This window comes from Neobacillus novalis NBRC 102450, from assembly GCF_001591805.1.
Taxonomy (GTDB): domain Bacteria; phylum Bacillota; class Bacilli; order Bacillales; family Cytobacillaceae; genus Neobacillus; species Neobacillus novalis.
In genome coordinates, this window is record NZ_BCVP01000007.1 from 1 (window position 1) to 20,474 (window position 20,474).

Annotated in this window: 22 protein-coding genes; 2 read left to right on the top strand and 20 right to left on the bottom strand. The window is 39.6% G+C overall.

The window, feature by feature from the left end; genetic code table 11:
* Positions 1–176 precede the first annotated feature (176 nt).
* The 20 genes from BANVL01_RS04605 to BANVL01_RS04700 form a co-directional block, all read right to left on the bottom strand.
* Positions 177–1,043: a M50 family metallopeptidase gene (locus BANVL01_RS04605; RefSeq protein ID WP_066090480.1), complete on the bottom strand. Its 867-nt coding sequence runs from the start codon at positions 1,041–1,043 to the stop codon at positions 177–179.
* Complete coding sequence (locus BANVL01_RS04610) at positions 1,036–1,830, bottom strand: M23 family metallopeptidase (RefSeq protein WP_172800875.1); 795 nt, start codon at positions 1,828–1,830, stop codon at positions 1,036–1,038. Before BANVL01_RS04610 ends, BANVL01_RS04605 begins: the two co-directional genes overlap by 8 nt.
* Before the next feature lie 109 nt (positions 1,831–1,939).
* Positions 1,940–2,743: a septum site-determining protein MinD gene (gene minD / locus BANVL01_RS04615; protein WP_066090486.1), complete on the bottom strand. Its 804-nt coding sequence runs from the start codon at positions 2,741–2,743 to the stop codon at positions 1,940–1,942.
* A gap of 1 nt (position 2,744) precedes the next feature.
* Positions 2,745–3,425 (bottom strand): septum site-determining protein MinC, encoded by a 681-nt coding sequence (gene minC / locus BANVL01_RS04620; RefSeq protein WP_066090489.1) that lies wholly within the window; start codon positions 3,423–3,425, stop codon positions 2,745–2,747.
* A gap of 158 nt (positions 3,426–3,583) precedes the next feature.
* Positions 3,584–4,102 carry a rod shape-determining protein MreD gene (gene mreD / locus BANVL01_RS04625; RefSeq protein ID WP_066090493.1) on the bottom strand — a complete coding sequence of 173 codons (519 nt, stop codon included), beginning with the start codon at positions 4,100–4,102 and terminating at the stop codon, positions 3,584–3,586.
* Positions 4,099–4,980: a rod shape-determining protein MreC gene (mreC, locus tag BANVL01_RS04630; RefSeq protein ID WP_066090496.1), complete on the bottom strand. Its 882-nt coding sequence runs from the start codon at positions 4,978–4,980 to the stop codon at positions 4,099–4,101. Before mreC ends, mreD begins: the two co-directional genes overlap by 4 nt.
* A 60-nt stretch (positions 4,981–5,040) precedes the next feature.
* Positions 5,041–6,063 (bottom strand): rod shape-determining protein, encoded by a 1,023-nt coding sequence (locus tag BANVL01_RS04635; RefSeq protein WP_066090499.1) that lies wholly within the window; start codon positions 6,061–6,063, stop codon positions 5,041–5,043.
* A gap of 168 nt (positions 6,064–6,231) precedes the next feature.
* Positions 6,232–6,921, bottom strand: coding sequence for a RadC family protein (gene radC / locus BANVL01_RS04640; RefSeq protein WP_066090501.1), 690 nt, complete (start codon positions 6,919–6,921; stop codon positions 6,232–6,234).
* A gap of 48 nt (positions 6,922–6,969) precedes the next feature.
* Positions 6,970–7,542 carry a Maf family protein gene (locus BANVL01_RS04645; RefSeq protein WP_066090504.1) on the bottom strand — a complete coding sequence of 191 codons (573 nt, stop codon included), beginning with the start codon at positions 7,540–7,542 and terminating at the stop codon, positions 6,970–6,972.
* Between the two features lie 201 nt (positions 7,543–7,743).
* Complete coding sequence (locus BANVL01_RS04650; RefSeq protein WP_066090507.1) at positions 7,744–8,811, bottom strand: hypothetical protein; 1,068 nt, start codon at positions 8,809–8,811, stop codon at positions 7,744–7,746.
* 135 nt (positions 8,812–8,946) lie between these two features.
* Positions 8,947–9,744: a hypothetical protein gene (locus BANVL01_RS04655; protein ID WP_066090510.1), complete on the bottom strand. Its 798-nt coding sequence runs from the start codon at positions 9,742–9,744 to the stop codon at positions 8,947–8,949.
* Positions 9,741–10,568: a PilN domain-containing protein gene (locus tag BANVL01_RS04660; protein ID WP_066090513.1), complete on the bottom strand. Its 828-nt coding sequence runs from the start codon at positions 10,566–10,568 to the stop codon at positions 9,741–9,743. Before BANVL01_RS04660 ends, BANVL01_RS04655 begins: the two co-directional genes overlap by 4 nt.
* Positions 10,568–11,563 (bottom strand): type IV pilus biogenesis protein PilM, encoded by a 996-nt coding sequence (pilM, locus tag BANVL01_RS04665; RefSeq protein WP_066090516.1) that lies wholly within the window; start codon positions 11,561–11,563, stop codon positions 10,568–10,570. Before pilM ends, BANVL01_RS04660 begins: the two co-directional genes overlap by 1 nt.
* 16 nt (positions 11,564–11,579) lie before the next feature.
* Positions 11,580–12,335: a prepilin peptidase gene (locus BANVL01_RS04670; protein ID WP_066090518.1), complete on the bottom strand. Its 756-nt coding sequence runs from the start codon at positions 12,333–12,335 to the stop codon at positions 11,580–11,582.
* 5 nt (positions 12,336–12,340) lie between these two features.
* The gene (locus tag BANVL01_RS04675; RefSeq protein WP_342342322.1) at positions 12,341–12,838 is read right to left on the bottom strand and encodes a prepilin-type N-terminal cleavage/methylation domain-containing protein; all 498 of its coding nucleotides are present in this window, start codon (positions 12,836–12,838) and stop codon (positions 12,341–12,343) included.
* A 133-nt stretch (positions 12,839–12,971) separates the two neighbouring features.
* On the bottom strand, positions 12,972–14,189 hold the full coding sequence (locus BANVL01_RS04680) for a type II secretion system F family protein (RefSeq protein WP_066090520.1): 1,218 nt from the start codon (positions 14,187–14,189) through the stop codon (positions 12,972–12,974).
* A complete protein-coding gene (locus tag BANVL01_RS04685; RefSeq protein ID WP_066090523.1) occupies positions 14,182–15,231 on the bottom strand; it encodes a type IV pilus twitching motility protein PilT in 1,050 nt (349 codons plus the stop codon). Before BANVL01_RS04685 ends, BANVL01_RS04680 begins: the two co-directional genes overlap by 8 nt.
* Before the next feature lie 12 nt (positions 15,232–15,243).
* Positions 15,244–16,905, bottom strand: coding sequence for a GspE/PulE family protein (locus BANVL01_RS04690; protein WP_066090526.1), 1,662 nt, complete (start codon positions 16,903–16,905; stop codon positions 15,244–15,246).
* A 15-nt stretch (positions 16,906–16,920) separates the two neighbouring features.
* Entirely contained in the window at positions 16,921–18,249 is a 1,329-nt protein-coding gene (locus BANVL01_RS04695; RefSeq protein WP_066090529.1) for a G5 domain-containing protein, read from the bottom strand.
* A 20-nt stretch (positions 18,250–18,269) separates the two neighbouring features.
* On the bottom strand, positions 18,270–19,034 hold the full coding sequence (locus tag BANVL01_RS04700; protein WP_066090532.1) for a hypothetical protein: 765 nt from the start codon (positions 19,032–19,034) through the stop codon (positions 18,270–18,272).
* A 303-nt stretch (positions 19,035–19,337) separates the two neighbouring features.
* Between BANVL01_RS04700 and BANVL01_RS04705 the strand changes: the two genes are divergently transcribed.
* Positions 19,338–19,847 carry a type IV pilus modification PilV family protein gene (locus BANVL01_RS04705; protein WP_156482194.1) on the top strand — a complete coding sequence of 170 codons (510 nt, stop codon included), beginning with the start codon at positions 19,338–19,340 and terminating at the stop codon, positions 19,845–19,847.
* Entirely contained in the window at positions 19,844–20,467 is a 624-nt protein-coding gene (locus BANVL01_RS04710) for a PulJ/GspJ family protein (RefSeq protein ID WP_066090538.1), read from the top strand. Before BANVL01_RS04705 ends, BANVL01_RS04710 begins: the two co-directional genes overlap by 4 nt.
* The last annotated feature ends 7 nt before the right edge of the window (positions 20,468–20,474 follow it).

Consider the following 20,474-nt stretch of genomic DNA (forward strand, 5'->3'; position numbering starts at 1 on the left):
CCGAAATGTCTTTAAGAGACCTTATTAAAGACAAAACCGGGAAAACCGGGACAGTTTCACCCGAAATGTCCTTCATCACCCTTATGAAGGACAATACCACTATAAAAACATCCTATACCAAATGAAAAGCGCACGTTCACCGGGCGCTTCTGCTTTTTTTACTATTATACCCCATTTTAATAAGAAAAAAGAAGGTCGCTGATTTTATCGGTTAGGCGTTTTTCGGTGAAGTAGGCGTGCAGGAGTTCGTTTTCATCTAATTGACCTTTTTCCCTGCCGCCAGCTTCGACAATAATCGGATGTTTGCAGCCGCGCTGGAATTTTTCCAAAACGTGGATGAGCAAATCCTGTTCATCGGCCTGAATCGGTTTCAGTGCTCGCAGGCCTGACTTCTTCCCATAATAGCGCTCCAATAAAAACCTCATAAAGATAAAGCGGCGCTGCTTCCATTCGTGGTAAAGCGAGAAATATAAGAAGGCAATCACGACCCAGACATTTATATGCGTTGGTGCGGCCAGTAAAATAATCAGTGAAAAAAGAAGCAGGCTAAAAAACGAAATGATCAGTGTCAGCCGGTGTGCATTCGGAAAGGAATTTTTTAATGAGAGCAGTAAGAAAACCAGTTTGCCGCCATCAAGCGGCCACACCGGAAAAAGATTAAATACAAAAATCATCACGTTATAGCTTATAAATAATCGAAATAAATCTTCCGGGATCAAGTGAAGGGAAAATAAGCCGTATGCTAACGACACCATCCACACATGCTGGAGCGGCCCGGCAATAACGACAATCGTTTCCTCCCTTAAGGGGCGATTGCCGTGCTCATCCATTTCAGCAACGCCGCCAAATGGCAGAAGGGTAATTTTTTTGATTCTCCATGAAAAAAAAGAAGCCGCAGCAGCATGCCCCATTTCATGAATAAAAATAATGCCAAGTAATAAACTTACTTCAAGAAAATGTGCGGTTGCAATCGACAGTGCCATGATGATCCACAGCAAAGGATGAATAGAAATGAGTCTAAGTAACTGGATAGCTCTATTCAAAGCGAATCACCTGAATCGGATCGATGAAATTATCGTCTTTTTTAATCGCAAAATAATACTTGCCTTTCGTCTTATCATCACCTGTAGACGTGGAAACCGTGCCGACTACTGTTCTTTTTTCAATATATTCCCATAATTTGACCTTAATTTCATCCAAATTTCCGTACCACGTTTCCGTTGAATCGGAATGCTGAACGATGACGGTTTTCCCCAAGCCCTCCTTAACCCCGGCAAAGCTGACATTTCCGCCATTAATCGCCTGGACCGCAGCCCCTTTACTCGTCTCAATCATGATGCCTTGACCGTTTTTCTCAAAATTTTCAAGAATTTTCCCCATTGCCGGTACAGAAAAATTCGGCTTTTCGACCGTCGCTTTTTTTCCTGTTTTATCCTCTTCCGAAAACGGAAGCAACGCCAATGGTTTACCAAACTTGCCTTCGTACCATTCTGAAACGACAGTAAACTTAAAATCCTTGTTCATTGTGCCCGTGATGAAATCCCTTGCCGGTTTCAAGGTCGCAGAATGATTACGAAACAACAGAGCCACCATTAAAAACAACAGAACCGAAGCCAATATTTTGAAAAAGAAGACCTCTTTTTTAAATAATGGATGTCCCTCATCCCCGCCAGAGTTTCCGGAAGGAGCAATATAATTATAGCCGTATTTTTCATCATCACCAGGCCAAGCAATCTGCTTTTCTGGTGTTTTTGCTGCCGAACCCGGACCCTGCTCTTTTTTCCGCTTTGCGATTCGTCGCCGTATTTCCTCCGGTGTAGACCGCGCCATCCCCATCAACCCTTTTCCCACTTTTTGTACAAGTTTATGAAGGGGGTTCAAAGAGTATGCCTTTAAAATAAAAACAGCCTGTCCACGAATCAGTGGGCAGGCTAATCAATTAACGAACACCAAAAAACTTTTTAATTTTAGCAAAGACGTTCTTGTTTGTGTCTTCTAGCGGTTGAAGGGGGATGGATTCACCGAGAATCCTTCGGGCAATATTGCGATAAGCAATGGATGCTTTACTGTTTGGATTTAAGGCAATCGGTTCGCCGTGGTTGGAGGCTTTAATGACCTCTTCATCATCAGCAACAATGCCAACCAGTTCAATTGATAAATGCTGGGTTATTTCATCAATTTCAAGCATGTCGCCGCTTTTCATCATATGATTGCGAATTCGGTTGACAACCAATTTAGGGGCTTCCATATTCCTTTGTTTTTCAAGCAGGCCAATGATTCGGTCTGCATCGCGAACAGCAGAAACCTCCGGCGTTGTCACGACAATCGCCCGATCGGCGCCGGCCACCGCGTTCTGAAATCCTTGCTCGATACCAGCGGGGCAATCAATAATGATATAATCATAGTCTTGTTTCAATTCCGTGATTAATTCCTTCATTTGCTCCGGCTTCACAGCTGATTTATCAACGGTTTGGGCAGCTGGCAGTAAGTATAATAAACCATCAAAACGTTTGTCCTTAACCAAGGCTTGATGAATTTTGCATCTTTTTTCAATTACGTCAACAAGGTCATAAATAATTCTATTTTCGAGTCCCATTACAACATCTAAGTTTCGAAGGCCGATGTCTGTATCCACTAAGCAGACTTTTTTCCCTTGGAGGGCCAGCGACGTACCAATATTAGCGGAAGTTGTGGTTTTCCCAACGCCGCCCTTCCCAGATGTAATTACGATTGCTTCTCCCACCTTATTGTCCCCCTTCTAATCTTGTCAAATTAGGCCTTAATCGAATTAAAACTTGCAATCTATCAATGACGATGTGACGGTTCTCATCTATGTAAGCACATTCCATTTCTTGTTTTTCATTGCTTTGAACGGATTCTGGCTCTCTATTTAAGTAATCACTAATCCGCAGTTGGGACGGTTTCATACTGGAAGCAGCAATTACAGCCTGTTCATTCCCAAAGCAGCCGGCATGGGCCATTCCCTTTAACACGCCCATAATAAAAATGTTTCCACCGGCAATCACTGTTCCACCCGGATTGACATCGCCTATTAACAGGATATCACCAGGAACTTCAAGCACCTGGCCCGAACGAACGATTCTCGAAACCGTGATCACTTCCGTATCAGCCCTTAATGCCTTCGCTTCTTCCTTTGTGATGACATTCGAGATAATTTCATCAACAACTAAATTTTTCTTTTGTCGAATTAAGCTTTTTAGCTCTTCCTGCAAATTCACGGGTAAATAACGATTGCCGATTTCCACTTTAACAGAGATGATATGGTGCTCATCCTGCGTCTTTAAGTCGGCTGAAAGCTTTTGATCCAATTCCCTTTTTAGTTCCTCATAAGAACATCTATCATCAAGATGAAGGACAAGACCTTCCTTCGTTCCTTTTATTGTAACATTTTGCCGTTTTTTCATGGAGAAAATTCACCTCATAATTAAGCAAGCAAGTTCGGAACAACCAAACCTACTAGAAATTGCATGCCCTCATGCTCCCTTCCGAATCGGAAGTACAAACTATTCTTTTTAAAAAATTCGACACGATGCGTCCATTCTCCTCTTTTTTTAAAAAAATCTCATTCTACTCTAAGTGCCTCGGCATGTTTTTCAAATAGCCTTTTTAATGGGTAGCCGGCAATGATGATAAAGGCTGCGTTTAAGATCAAGGTTGGGTAAAACCGCAAATTAATAAAGCTCATGAAATCAACGTTTGTAACATGTATTAAATGATTCATTTCATAAACACCCACCTCTAATAGGGCAATGCCAAAAATGGAGACGAGAAAGGCAATGATCATATTTGTCTGCAAGATTTGCATGATTTTCGAAACAAGATAGGAAATAAATGGATAAACAAATAGGTAAATGCCAATAATTTCGACATAAACAATGTCAAATAATAGTCCGAAAATGGCCGCATAAATTATTCCCTGCTTCTTGCCGACAAAAATCGTAAGAAAGAGAATCGCAGCAAATAGAAAGTGCGGCACTAAGATTCGATTGCGGCCAAAAACATTTTCGGGTAAATATTGCACAAAAAGACTTTCTAATAAAAACAAGAATAGAAACAAAAGAGGAAGAAGGAACTTTTTCACGATCCCTCCTCCTTCCCATCCGTTAAATCTGTTATATCCGGATCCCGCATGATTTTTTTCGTGACCATTACATTTTTAATATCATAAAAATCTGCCCCGGGTTTGATAAGTGCCGTCAGATTCAACCCATACTGGTCCGGTTTAACCTCGACCACTTTTCCAATTAATAATCCTTCAGGAAAAATACCGCCTAACCCTGAGGTTATCACCGTTTGTCCCTTTTCAATTTCCGCACCTGCTGGAATTGCCTTGACCATTAGTAATTTTTTCTCTTTATCATAGCCCTCAACAAGACCATACACTTTGGTTTTGCCTTGGACAATGGCGGAAATCCGATTCTTCGGGTCGGTTGCGCTTAGAAGCTGCACGGTTGAGCTGAATTTATTTACACTTTTTACTTTTCCAATTAGGCCGTTTGCTGTCACAACCGCCATATTTTTCTTTAGTCCGTTTAAACTGCCTTTGTCGATAATAATCATTTCATGCCAACGATCAGGATTCCTGCCAATTACGGTAGCTGGCAGTGGTTCAAAATCTCTCAGGGTCTTTTCTTCATCGAGAACCGCACGCAATTCTTCATTGTCTTTTTTCAGCGCTTGAACCTGTGATTCAAGACTGACCAGATTGTCAAGCCGCGATTTTAATTCCTTATTCTCATTATATGTATTTTGCAAGTCCTGGAGATTTTCAAAAAAGCCTGCAATATAGTTAGAAGGCTTTGAAACCAGGGATTGAACCCAGCCGGTCGTATCTTTAACAAATTGCTCCGGCCAGGATAGTTTACTTCTCTCCCTTAAAGAAAACCCAATCAATGCCACGAGAACAATAATGCTGACAAGCAAAATAATCAGACGTTTATTCAAAAAGAACTGTGGCATGATTATACACCTCTATTTTTTCTAATCTATAAGATTGTTTTGGATAATGTTCTTTTCTTATTATCGCGAATCCTTCGCTTTGTTTTTAAATAAATGAATATGGTCGAGTGCCTTGCCGGTTCCGATTGCTACGCAATCAAGCGGATTTTCGGCAATTAGTACAGGCATTCTTGTTTCTTCGCTTATCACCTTGTCCAAATTGCGCAGTAGCGCGCCTCCGCCTGTTAAGACAATACCACGGTCCATAATATCGGCGGCAAGTTCCGGTGGTGTCTTTTCCAAGGTATTCTTAACGGCTTCAACAATTGCATAGACGGTGTCATTTAAGGCGGTCGAAATCTCTTTTGCCGTTATTTCAATCGTTTTTGGCAGACCTGTTAATAAATCACGGCCGCGAATTTCCATATTTTCGATGCCATCAGGTGTACCGGCAGATCCAACTTCCACTTTAATGGTTTCTGCCGTCCGCTCACCAATCATCAAATTATAATTTTTACGAATATATGAAATAATGGAATCATCCATCTCATCGCCAGCTACACGAATGGATTGGCTTGTGACAATTCCCCCTAAGGAAATAATCGCCACTTCAGTCGTTCCGCCGCCGACATCAACGACCATACTGCCGGTTGGCTCCCAGACTGGAAGGTTGGCGCCGATAGCTGCTGCAAATGGCTCTTCAATCGTATAGGCATCTTTCGCCCCCGCTTGCCTTGTAGCATCAATTACGGCTCGTTCCTCTACCGCCGTTATCCCAGATGGCACACAAACCATGACATATGGCTTTCCAGAAAATGGGTTATTACTTCGTTGAGCTTGGCGGATATGGTGCTTCATCATCAATGCCGTCGTTTCAAAGTCAGCAATGACGCCATCCTTCATTGGCCGCATCGCGACAACATTCCCCGGGGTCCGTCCAATCATATTTTTTGCGTCGTTCCCAACAGCGACGATACTCTTAGTATCAGTCTGCATTGCCACAACCGATGGCTCTCGTAAAACAATGCCTTTTCCTTTAACATAAACGAGGGTATTTGCTGTCCCCAAGTCAATCCCGAGATCTCTAGATCTAATTCCAAACATAGTGTTGTATCTCCCTTTCTTTCTGATACGAAATGCAAAAACTCCATTAGTCAGGTCATTTACCTTTTATATCATGTCTGTTTTCCTATTATTTATATAGCAATTTCAAAAACAATCCTAAAAAATCATAACTAATATTATATAGAAACGTCAAATAAAAACATAGTGTCATAAATACCCTTTTTCCTTCAAGCTGACAAACTTATTTTCGCCGATTATCAGATGGTCGAGCAGATCGATGCCAATTATTTTCCCGCATTCTACCAAGCGCTTGGTAACCTCAATATCTTCCCTGCTCGGTGCAGGGTCGCCGCTTGGATGATTATGCACCGCGATAACGGAGGCCGCTGAGCGTTTCAATGCTTCGCGGAATACCTCCCTTGGGTGGACAATCGAGGCGTTCAGGCTCCCAATGAAAACCGTTTGTTTATGAATGACCTGGTTCTTCGTGTTTAAATAGAGGCAGACAAAATGCTCCTGCGATAAAAAACGCATATCGTTCATGAGATACTTCGCTCCGTCTTCAGGGGAGCGGATAACATAACGGTCATTATAGGAAAGATTAGAAATCCTGCGGCCAATTTCGACAGCAGCAAGAATTTGAATCGCCTTAGCCGAGCCAATTCCTTTAATCTCAGTCATTTCTTCTAACGTAGCCGCCTTTAACATCCTTAGCCCTTCAAAATGGGTCAGCAGACGATTCGATAATTGCAGGACCGATTCGTCTTTTGTACCTGTTCGCAGCAGGATGGCAACCAGTTCATGATTCGATAAGCTTTGCGGACCATTCTGGATAAATCGTTCTCTCGGCCTTTCGTCTTGAGGGAAATCACGGATCATTAATGTATTTGTGGACACTCTTTTTCCTCCCTTATTAGCTGGGAGCTAATGAACTTTGAAAAAATGTTAATACGGCAACTGGTAACCCGCCTGTCTCAATTCCCTAATGGTCCTTGCAACCGGCAGACCGACAACCGCAAAATAGTCTCCATTTATTTTTTTGACAAGCATACTGCCAAGCTGTTGAATCCCATATGCCCCAGCTTTATCAAACGGTTCGCCGCTTTTCACATATGCACGTATCTCTTCGTCCGTCAACTCCCAAAACCAAACTTCAGTTTTTTCGTAAAACGTAGTCGAACTAGTTGGAGACACAATTGAAACACCTGTGAACACATCGTGCTGACTTCCTGAAAGAGTTGTTAACATCCTAATGGCTTCGGCCTCATCGCTTGGCTTTCCTAAGATTTGGTTATTCGCAACGACAATCGTGTCTGAACCAATCACAAAGGCATTCCTGTTGTCTTTAAAAACCGCCTGTGCTTTCCGATTGGCTAACTCCATCACTACTTCCTCGGGGGAGAGAGCGGGATCAAAACTTTCATCAACTTCACTGCTAATCATCGCGAATGTTAAGTGGAGATTTTCTAGAAGTTCTTTGCGCCGTGGAGATGAAGAGGCTAAAATGAGGTTCTGCATTCAATCACCTTACCTTTATTCTTATCATTTGGGAGATACAAGTTAATCGTATCAGAAATTGTAGAATCAAACAATTTTTATATGATTAAAGTTTGATGAAATTTGTAAATTTATGCGGTAATTACCTTTTAATACCCGTGTAAAAAGCCTGCCTCGTTTTCAGGCAGGCCTTATTTCCCAGAAAATATCGAGTTATGTCGTTTAAACCGAAAAGTAAAAGGACAGGAAGTTTAATAAGTGCTGCTGGGCTTCTGTTAGGTTTTTGATGTCTTTAGATTTTTGGAACTCCTTGAGCTTTGCATCCGCATTTGTTAATTCTGCCTGAAGCGTCTTAACCTTCTCGTTTTTAATCGTGCTACCCTTCAATTGTTCCTTTAAGGGTGCTAGTGCTTTGATGGATTCTTCAGAGATTTCCTTGCTGACAAGAGCGTTTGCTGCAGCAGCGGATAACGTCTGATAGATGCCAGGTACCGCTTCGAGAAAACTCTTTTCCTTTTCAGTGATATCTGAAAATTTCTTTTCGTCTAATAATAACGGCTTGGCAAATGCACCCTCAACGCCATTTTCTTTATTTTGGCTAGCCAGCGTTTTGGCTGCTTCAATCGAATCGGCGACACCAAGAAATATATATTGTTTTCCAGTTATTTCAATTACCTGTGACGGAATCCCTTTTGAAACCAGCCCATCAGAAACATCCTTGGCACCCTCTTTTGAGGTATAGTAACCCCCTTGGATAACAAAGGTAGTTAATTGATTGATGGTCAATGAGGTTGTCTTACCGGCGGCTATTTTGTTGTCGTTGCCGTTTGCTTCAACTGACTTCGGTGGTTCAGTTGCTGCCTTTTCGCTTGGTCCCATTAGCTTTAGCATAATACCGCCTAGCGTAAGACCAATAAGGATGGCAAAAATTGCCGAGATCAAAATCGACCCAACTGGCTGTCGATCCTTCTTTTTAAAATTTGATGAAAAGGATGTCAGTTTTTTGGAGCCGCTTTTTTTCGTCTTTTTTGCGCTGCCAATGTTAAATTCCTCGATATCTTTTTCTGCGGATTCCGGAATAATCCAGTCAAAGCTTTCATCGACAGGTTCCTGGGCAGCTGCTGTCTCCAAAAATCCATCCGTTTCCGGCCGCTCCGGATTTATTTTTATTACTTTCGTAAATGGTTCACTGATGGCTTCCGGCTCACTCTTTTGCAGTTCTTTCTGAATTATTTTGTCTTCAACATTCAATTTGATTTTAATTGTATGGCCTTTTTTAGGCTTGTCCACTAATCGTACCCCTTTCCCAAACGATGCGTAATTGGTTTCATCCTAACATAATCGCAAAAAAAAATAACAAGACTTTTGTCGTCTTGTTATCGAATGCTTTCGTCAAATTATTTGTTCCTTCGCCATGAACGCAAACTAAGGCTGTGTCTGTGCCGTTGGTGCAAACTGCGATAATGGATTCGCTTTACCTGCTGGTGCCGGGGCATCGATTTTCGGCAGCTCGGCCTTCAGGTCAGCTAATTCTGGTAAATAGTATGCAGAAATAGTAAGGCTGTAGCTAATCGGCTGATCTTCTTGATCAAGGCTAGTAATTTCTTGGCCGCCTGAATAAGTGATCGCCTCAACCACGACAATCCGTTTTAACGATTCCAGGGTTTCGATGAATTTCTCCAAATCCTCATAGGTCGGCGATTCCACACTCAACTGAACGGTTAGCTTTTTCATACCAACAGGTGCCGTTGGTGCCGGTTGCTGATCCCCGTTGCTTTCATTTGCTGCATTTGGGTCTGCAGAAGTGTTTTGGGCAGCATTTGCGTCTGCTGTGGGGTTTTGAGCTCCATCTGAGTTTTGCGGATTAGCTTGATCCCCTGAAGCTGCTTCAGCATCCTTACTAAAACTGATTGATTTAATTGCACTATTAGAGACGTTTTCTGCCTTTTCTAAGTCTAAAATAAACTGTTCCTGAAGCGGTTCAACAGGAACCTTTTTCTGTAGTTCTCTTGTATCTTCAGCAGAAGCGGTTGTGTTGTCTGCCTTTTTTTGACTAATAATATCTAACAGCTTTTGTTCCGACGATAATTCTTGCTGTTTAATGGCCAGGTCTGATTTCAATGGAGTTAGGAAAAAGAACTGAGCATAGACGATGAGTACCACTAACAAAAGAATGCAGGCTCCAACAATAAGTTGGTCTCTCTTGGAGAAACGAAGCTTCATGATCCCTTCACTCCTTCCCCATCCTTCTTGCCCTGTTGTAAAATTTTCTTAACTTCTTCCTTGTTAAAGTTAATTTCAAATTGCCCTGTATAACGAGGTAGATAGTTACTTGTTTGACTTTTTGAGGCAGCCGCTGAACTATTGCTTACCGTGTTTTGATTGGTAGTCGTACTCGTTGTGTTATTCTGATTCAATGCTGTATCTGTTGCTGAATTGTTTTGATTATCAACAGTTGTTGTTGAATCTGTTGTTGGCGGATTAGTAGCACTTGTTGTTGGACTGGATGTATTATCTTGGCTATTTGAAGCTGCTGTGTTGCTAGCAGCATTAGTGTCAGTTTCAGTATTCGTTTCTGCGGCTGCTAATGAATTCAGGCTTGCTTCCTCAATCCATTTCGAGTGATTAAGGCTATTTAAGAAGTAGGCTGCCTCTCGGGCACTGTCAAATTGAACGGTAAGGGTAACAGCTCCTGATTCTGTATAGCCAAAGGATTGGATAAAACCGCGCTCAGGCAGCAATGAGGTTAGATGCTGCATGACCGGCACTGTTTGGATGGGATCATTTGCCCATTCAATCGCGCCCTTTAGTTGGCTGACAGAGCTTGAAGATATAACCGTTTCGTTATTTTGCTGTTCTTTCTCGGCAATCTTTTTTGTCGTCGAAATTTGCCGATCTAAAGAAGTCAACTCATCTTTAACAGATTGAGTCTGCCAAAAATAGAAACCGCCTATTACTAAAAATACGGCTAGCAAACTGGATAACGTAATGATAAAGGCAAATTTTTTCGGTTCTTTTTGCGGAAGCAGGTTAATTTCTACTAACATCATTGCACCTCTTTTAAAGCGAGACCTAAAGATAGCAATAAATTAGCCGGTACGCTTCCTGTTTTTCCTTGTAAATCTGAATGAAGTGAAAGCAATTCAATCGGAACCTCAAAGCGCTCATTCATTTCTTCAGCAACGGCTTTGAGCATTGGATGGTCCCCAGTTAATAAAAACTTGGTAATATCATGTTTCTCATTGCTCAATGAATAACGATAAAAATCCAGTAATTTCGTTAATTCTTTAAAAATTTCTTCAAACTGAATCACCAATTCATCTGTTTCACCTTTATATTTACAGACCATCATTCCCGAACTATCCCGCCCTATTTCCCATTGATTTAGCTCAAACGGTAAGGCAAACGGACGCATGACAACAGGGACAACTCCCTCAAAAATACACAAATTCACGCTGGTCAAATCAAATTGAATCGTAAACAGATTTTCATTTGCATCGCCTTGACCGAGCGTATGGTATAAACGATAGAGTGCCAGCGGAGAAATATCCGCAGCCACTGGATGCAGCTTCAGACTCGAAAATAAATCCGCATATTCCATGACAAATTGCTCTGGAGCAGCAAATAGTAGCAGCTCCTTTGTCTTTCCATTATCCGTTAGTGGATAAAAATCAAATATCGGTTCTTCAAATGGTAAATGAATGCTGGCACCAAGCTCCAAATAAAGATAGCCCTTCATTTCATCATCCTGGATTTCAGTTGGAACAGATACCTTTCGGATAATGACTAATTGATCGGGTACGACAAAGCGAATCGAGCGCCGCTGAATCTTCCACTCGTCAATACACTCATCCAAGATATTCGCTAAGGAATCGATATCAGCAATTTTGCCGTCAACAATGATTCCAGGCGGCAAAAAGCGTTCGCCCCATTTTTGTGCCTGTGGCGGGTTTGCCTGCTTTAATTCAACACAACGAATCGAGTGGTCATTTAGCACTAGGTTGATTATTCGGTTTTTAGAGTTAAAGAGGGAAAAAGCCATTTAAATAACCCCTTAGTTAAAATCCGTGATTAAGAAAACGTACGTATAGGTCGATGAGTTCCGGTCCCCAATAATATGCTGACAAGGTTCCCGCGGCAATAAATGGTCCAAATGGAATCGGCTGCCGCTTTTTAACGATTCTAAAAAGCTGTGCCAGTCCGCCAAGTACGGCGCCGTATAGGGTTGATAAGAAGAACGATAATAACACTAGCTTAAATCCTAAGACAAAGCCGAGTAAGCCATAAAGTTTAACATCCCCGCCACCCATGCCGCCTTTACTGACAATAGCAATGAGTAATAGCAGTGTGAAACCTGTTGCTGCCCCTACAAGGCTGTCCCACCAGGGGTTCAGCGGCCAAACAATACGCTCCAATAAAAAAATCCCTGCAAACCAAATCAGAATTTTATCAGGGATGAGCATATAGTGAATATCCGAAACAACGATAATCATAAACATCGAAACTAGCGTTAATGCTACAACTAACTCCCCTGACCAGCCAACTACATAGGATGATGTTACAAAAAGTATACCAGTAAGCAATTCCATAATTGGATAGATAGGAGAAATCCGCGACTTACAGCCGCGGCATTTTCCCCTTTGAAACATATATGAAACCACTGGGATGAGTTCTATTGGTGTTAATTGATGCCCGCAGGATGGACAAGCGGATCTTGGTGAAACAATTGATTTCTTTAAAGGGACCCGGAGGCCTACAACGTTGAAAAAGGAACCTAAAGTAATTCCATATAAAAATAGTATAATATACACCATCAGTTTTACTTATTTATTACACTATCTCTATTTAAATCCTTTATTGCAACTGCTTCATGATTAGCATCTTGTACTCCTCTATCAGCATTAATGAGTTTTACTTTAGTTGCTTTACCATCTGTAACTTCAACAAATGAACCTGCTGGTGCACCTTTAAGTGCAAGAACTTGAGTTAAACTTTTAGCATTTCCTCTTGTATATCCCTTGGTAGTTTTATCAGGGTCTTTAACATCATCAAGAAAATTTGCTGCTTCTAAATATTCTAATGTTAAATAAACTGTTCCAGTCTGAAGTTGTGGTTCGGTAGTAACAGCAAGTTTTGCGGAATTTACCATTTGTTCTGCATTTGCAACATGAGCATCCTTTTTTGAGTTATCAATAATTTTTCCAATACTAGGAATTGCAATTGCTGCAATAATCCCCAAAATAACAATAACTGCGAGCAATTCAATCAAAGTTAACCCGCGTTGATCTTTAAGTTTCTTTTTTAACATTTGAAACATAATTCCATCTCCTCAATGGTTCTATGAACCTAGTAATATTTTCTCTTTTAGTATACAGTAATTTACAAGGTAAATAAAAGTGTATTTTAGGTATATTGTCACTTTTCATCAACTTTTTTGTTTTTTTGCCGTTTTATTGGTTATGTTGTTGAAATTGGTTGAACATATCGAACATAGGTACCATAATTGCTGTAACTATTGTACCAACAAGTCCTGCTAAAACAACAATCATTAATGGTTCAATCAATGATTTTAGTCTATCAGTTCCTGTTTCGACTTCTTTTTCATAGAACTCGGCAATTTTTGAAAGCATTGCGTCAAGTGCGCCTGTTTCCTCCCCAATCGCAATCATTTGTGTAACAAGCGGTGGGAAGGCCCAGTGTTTTTGCATCGGTTCCGTCATTGAACGTCCTTTTTCAAGGGAATCTCGTGATTCTCGTATCACTCGGGCGAGAACTTCATTTTCGACTACCTTTTCGACAATCGCCATTGCTTGAAGAATCGGGACAGAGCTGGAAAATAAAGAACTAAGGGTTCGCATCATTCGAGCCAGGGCTGCTTTTTGCAGTAAGTTTCCAAAAATAGGCATCCTTAATAACATATAATCTAAATAGTATTTAGATTGACTGTTACTCTTAAGATAAGTAATGAACACTACAATTGCAATAATAAATATAGCGACAAGCCACCAAAATGATTGCATAAAACCACTTGCTGCAAGGACAAACCTTGTAATTGCCGGCAGTTGACCGCCCAAATCAGCAAACATCGTGACAAATGTTGGAACAACGGCAACTAACAAAAAGATAACAACCGCGATTGCTATAATTCCCACTACAGTAGGATATGCCAGGGCAGATACGATTTTTTGTTTAGTATAATGCTGTTTTTCAAAGTGTTCAGCCAAGCGGTCAAGTGTCTCATCTAAATTACCGCTGACTTCTCCTGCTTTGACCATATTAATAAACATCGGTGTGAATATTTTCTTATGCTTAGCCACTGCATCAGAAAGAGGATTACCTTCCCGTAATTCTTGTTCAACGTCAAGTAATGCCTTCTTCAACGCTTTACTATCTGTTTGAACTGCAAGAATCGCTGTTGCTTCGACAACCGTTACTCCTGCTTTGATTAACGTCGAAAATTGTCTTAAATAAATGACAAAATGCTGCAGCTTCACTGGATTTCCTAGTGAGATATCCTTAGTCATCAAGGTCTCAGGAATCTCCGTCATTTCAATTACACGAATTCCTTCTTCCTTAAGCTTGACCATTGCTTCTCGCTTAGAACCTGCATTTACGGTGCCCTGCCGTTTTCCTTTTCGGTCTCTTCCAGCATATTTAAATCTAGCCATTCATCAACATCTTTTCTTGTAAATATTGCACTGCCGATTCCTTTTGAATGATATTTCGATCAATAAGATCTCGAATACTCATTTCAAGCGTATGCATCCCTTGGGCTCGGGACGTTTGCATCGTACTCTGAATTTGGTGGACTTTTTCATTTCTTATCAAGTTAGCGATTGCAGCATTGTTTACCAAAATTTCTGTGGCTGCTTTTCTGCCTTTTTTATCAGCAGTTGGAAATAAACGTTGCGAAATAACCCCAACTAGGACTGAGGCCAACTGGATACGAATTTGCGGCTGTTGACCCGATGGGAAGACATCGATTATTCGGTTAATAGTTGTTGGTGCACTAGATGTATGAAGTGTTCCTAGAACAAGGTGCCCTGTTTCAGCTGCTGTAATTGCAATCGACATCGTTTCTAAATCGCGCATCTCACCGACAAGAATAACATCAGGGTCCTGTCGAAGTGCCGCCTTTAAGCCGCTTGCATAATTATTTGTATCAAATCCAACTTCCCTTTGATCAATTACCGAGTGACCGTGTCGGTGGAGATATTCGATTGGATCTTCTAAGGTAATAATATGCTTCCTCATCGTTCGATTCATATAATCAATCATCGACGCGAGTGTAGTTGATTTCCCGCTACCCGTTGGGCCTGTGACAAGAATTAGACCCTGCGGCTTCTCCACAAGCTTGGAGACGATGTCAGGCAAATCTAGGTCCTCAATAGATGGAACTTTTGAAGCAACTACCCTAAGGGCTATTGAAACGCTTTTCCGTTGATGGTACGAATTGACACGGAAGCGCGAACTACCCGGTACACCATATGAAAAGTCAAGTTCGCCTTTTTCCTTAAATAAATCCCACATACTTTCTGGAATAATTGCTTTTGCCATTTCTTCAGTATCGGTTGGCAATAGTTTATCAGTTCCATACCTTCGTAAATCACCGTTTATGCGTAGGACCGGAGGAACTCCAACAGTTAAATGTACATCCGAAGCTTTATATTCAATAGCTGCTTTCAAAATTGCATCAATTTTTTCTTTCATACCCTAATACTCCTACTCCAGAGTCGCTACTCTTAATACTTCTTCAGTGGTTGTTAACCCTTGTTTTATTTTCAATAATCCATCGTCAATTAAAAAGATGGTTTTATTTTTAGTTGCTATTTCCTTTAGTTTTTGAAAAGATTCGTCATTCATCAATGCTCGGCTCATCTCATCATTGATAACGAGCACTTCATGAAGGGCAATCCTGCCTTTATAGCCCGACATGTTACAGGAAGAACAGCCCTTCCCCCGTGAAATTTGTTCAATTTTCATTCCACGCCTAGCAAAAATTTCTAGCTCTCGTTTTGATGGTTCTTGAATCTCTAGACAATCACGGCACACTTTTCGAACAAGCCGCTGTGACACAATACCGCTTAAGGAGGCTGCTAGTAAAAACGGTTCTACTCCCATATCAATCAGCCTTGTAACAGTCCCAATTGAATCATTTGTATGAAGGGTGCTTAATACTAGGTGGCCGGTTAAGGAAGCGCGGATTGCCACTTCAGCCGTTTCTTTATCGCGTATTTCTCCGACCATAATAATATTCGGATCTTGACGGAGAATTGACCTTAATCCAGCGGCAAAGGTCATCCCGACATTCGTATTCACTTGAATTTGATTAATCCCTTCCAATTGGTATTCGACAGGATCTTCAATTGTTATGATATTGACGGCTTCATTATTTAACTTGTTAAGTGCTGCATAAAGGGTTGAAGATTTACCTGAACCTGTTGGCCCGGTAATAAGCAAAATGCCCGTTGGCTTTTCAATCATTTCATTAAAACGTTTCATATTAAGGGCATTAAATCCAAGTTTACTTAAATCATTTAATGTTGATCCCATATCAAGAAGACGCATTACGATCTTTTCCCCGTAAACAGTCGGCAGCGTGGAGACACGGAGATCAACTGGGTGAAATTCAAGATTTAGTTTAATCCGTCCATCCTGTGGAATTCTGTGCTCGGTAATATCGAGATTAGACATGATTTTAATTCTTGCTGTTAGAACGCCTTGCATGTGGCTGGGCAGAATACGCTCAACACGTAGAACTCCATCCACTCGGTACCGGACGACAACTTTCGTTTCCTGCGGATCAATATGAATATCGCTGGCCCTTTGAATGACAGCATTTGACAAAATCTGATTCACAAGGCGGACAATCGGTGAATCTAGATCAGTTACATCGTCTGTCCGCCCCTTTTCATTTTTCTGTAATTCATCAAGCAGCTCAGCAAAACCATCATCGACATCATAGTATTTATTAATCGATCGCAGGATATCATCTTTTGTAGCAATTGCCGGTTCAATTTGAAATCCCGTTGATAAACGAAGATCATCAATGACAATGAAATCCATCGGATTAGCCATTGCGACGAATAGCTTATTGCCCTCTTTTTTCAACGGAATAATTAGGTTTCTTCTCGCTGCTTCTTTAGAGATGAGTGAAAAAAGATTCGTTTCAAATGGATAATGAAAAAGACTGATATGTGGGACTCCAAGCTGATGTTCCAGCACTTCAATCAACTGATGTTCGGTAATGTATCCACGGTCCAATAGAGCTTCACCAAGTTTTTGATTCGTACTCTTCTTTTCAAGTGTTGCTTGAAGCTGTTCAACTGTTATGAGACCCTCTTCAATTAACAAATCTCCAAGTTTTTTTCGCATTTGCTTCATTCTACACTCCTACCATTATTTTGGTTGTTCATTTGGTTTTCCCCAAAGATTGCTATCATCCTGTTGAACCTCATCAGAATTTGTTGATGTTTTGTTTCCAATTGAATTGGAATCATCATTGGACTGACTATTATTTTCAGTATCGACTATACTACCGGACGTATCAGAAGTTTGCGGCGTCCCCTGTTCGTATCTCGCTAGGGCCTGAACTATCACTTGGTATATTGGTGGATAATAGTCCTCTGAGATTAATTCACTTTTAATGAACTGGTTTCCTTGATATATTTCCCTGTAAACCTTGACAATTTGACCGTCTGCACCTTTTGCCTGGATTTTTGTTTTTCCAGGGAGAAGCTGTGGACTATATTGTACAATCGTCTTAGGCTTTAATGATTGTTCATCTTTTTTGTTGATTTTATAATTATTTAGAAACTCTTCACCCTTTAAGATAACCCTTAACTTGTCGTTCTCTAATTGAAGTTCAAGAAAATATTTCGCCTTTTTTGGATTTGCTATGACAAAATCGACTTGTTCATTTTGGTTAACTTTTGCTTCAAAGCCCAATGGCGCATAATCCGGGAGCGAACTACTAATGTTTCTTTCTACAATCGAAAAGTCAGAAGGTAAAATGGCTTGATATATTCCAGTAGCAATAATATTTAATGAAGATGAATCCCCGACCTTGTGTTTTTTTGCAAAATCTAGCAATGAAAAGGTGGATTCTTCTTTGATTTCAATTGTTGGATTATTCTCAATGATAGTTGCTAAATCATCTGGAACTTCCTTCATTGTTACAATTGCATCACTTATAATAGTATCCTTCTTTGTTTGATTTGTAAGTAAGAAATCATTATAAAGGTTAAATGATTGTTCACCAGATTCGAAAAGTGAAGCTTGTGTATTTAAACTAGTCGTAAGCTTTTCTAAATCAAAAGTACTGGTTTCTAGTTGCGGGAAGAGAATTTGTAATTGTTCTTTTACCTGTGATTTAGTAACAATAATACTAACAGGACTTTTTTGTCCTTCCTTTAAGGAATCAATCGTTTGCTTTGAATCTAAATGGAAATGGTTTAAATCGAGTGGAGAAGTGATTTCTCCATATTTTAGTTCAATCGAGGTATTCTTAAGCCAGTCAACATACTTTTCCTCCAACATACTAATGGCTTCACCTTTTGTTTTCCCAGAAACATCTAATGGACCGATTGTTGTTCCAACTGAGTACTTTCCATCAACATTTGTTATTTTTTCAAATGCTTTTGCCCCAAAGTGGGAGAAACTAAATATTAATGCCGTACTTACAAAAATAACAATAAATAACTTTATGATTTGTTGATTTTTGCCCAAATGATCTGCCTCCCTTCAAATTACTTTTGTAAGGTTATCATTTTCTTCGATTTATTTTCTTCTTGAACATCATCATGACCCGTCGCCACTTCTTTTGGTGCAAAGAGAAAATCGAAAGTAGGATCAGATAACTGCGCATTTTCCTTTGTACTAATATCGTCAAATGATTGCTCTTCTTCATCTATTGATGAAAAAACATCGATTTCTTCAAGCCAATCGATATCCACCTTTTCTTCATCTAGCAAACTCTTAATGTCAGTTGAATGACCAATTTCAGGCTTTAAAACTTCCTTCTGTTCTTCTAAATCATTTTCTAGATCCCGTTCTAATAAAAATGAAATATCCTGATCAGTATCTGCAAATTGTTCCCTTTCTAGGCTTATACCAAGTTGACTATTTTCTATCACATTTGTGACAGATGGTTGAACTAATTCTAATTCAGTTAATTCTAGTGACTTATTACTTTTTTCTATGACTACTTTGGAATCGTAAACGGGAATATCAAATTTATTGGTTAGCTCATCTTCAAACGAAGGAATTTCTTTAAAGATCAGTTTTCCCAATTGCTTTTCCATAAAGTATGCAGTAAAGAAAATGAGTGCAACCAGCATTATGACGGTTTCCCACAACGGGATAGCTATAACCGCTGCAAGTCCTCCTAGTGCAAGCACAAAACTAGCCAAAACGATGAATAACTTCCCTTTTACAGTCATTCCTAGAGGTAAAAAGGAAACAATCAAAATAAGAACAAGCATAGAACTAATGGCCAATATTATCGGTAGCATCCATTCACTCCCTCTCTAATTCGTTCATTTATACTATTAAACTACATTATTTTTACTTTATATTATTTTTTGCTCTTTTCTACAAAAATTAGACAAAATCCTCCTACTAAATATTGTATAATACTATTAAGTAATTTAAAAGAAGATGAACATGAAAATTTGGGAGATTCTCTACAATAAAATTGATAACAGCGATAAAATCAGAATTTATTATGTCCTAAACCTAAAACAATGACAAATCTTATTCCCTTACTACACCTTATTTAGATTGACATTTTTCAATCATTAGAAATTTATTATATTTTGAAAGAAGGCGAAGAAAAGATTATGTGTAAATTACTAAAAAATCAACAAGGTCTAACTTTAATAGAGGTTTTAGTGTCTATCACTCTATTAGGAATAGTCCTGACTACTTTCTTATCTTTCTTTAATCAAGCTTACTCTTATACAAAAAAAAATCAGGATAAAACTGTGGGAATAAATGTAGCAAGGAATGTTTTATATTATATGGAACAGCAGGATTACAATCGTTTTCAGGCACAATACTTTCCAGGTAAAAATCCTCCCAAAAAAGTACAACTAACAACTGAAAATTGTAAGGATTCTGCTTTTGAATCCGTAGCAGTTTGCGAAGGGTTCTTTTCATCCACTATCAATAATGTAAACTATTCCGCTATCGTAACGTTAACAAGCGATGTTAAATTGGATAATAATCAAGTATCGCATGATTTAACCATGTATTTAACCGGTGTTGAAGTTGAAGTAAAATGGGGAAATCAAACTGCTACAGTAAGGGGTTTAATAAAAAAATGATGAAGCTAATTTCTTCTAATAGAGGAATGACCCTGGTTGAAGTTTTAGCCACTCTAGTAATTATGAGCATTTTATCTGGTATCATCTATAGCGTTTTTGTAACAGGCTTAAAGCTCTATCAAAAAATTGGAATCGAAGGCCATTTAAGGGATGATGCTGATTATGTAGCAACAATGATTCTTAATGAAATGTACAACAGCCCACCGAATTATATATTACCATATGAAAATAATGATACCGGGGCAAAGGGCATCCAAATGGTAAGATACAAGCCAAAAAATGTCGAAGGTTTTATTGTAGAGGATTCTACTGAAATTGAAGATAATACATTAATTTATCAAGAAAACCAAAAATTTTTTATTGAGAAACTAAATGAAAAAAATCAATCGATAGAAAAAACAGAAATACAAACAGTAAGAGTTAAAAACACTACCGTTACAGATGGAGTCAATTCTGAAACTTCTTCCATTTCAATTGGTTCGTGCAGTTTACCAGATTCAAGCGGAAAATGCAGGCATGGCAGAATTTCATTAAATTTAGTCATTGAAGATAGTAATCAAGGTCCCAATAGTGTCATAAAAACAAAACCCTTAATCTTAAATAGTACATTTGGCTTCTAAAAGGAGT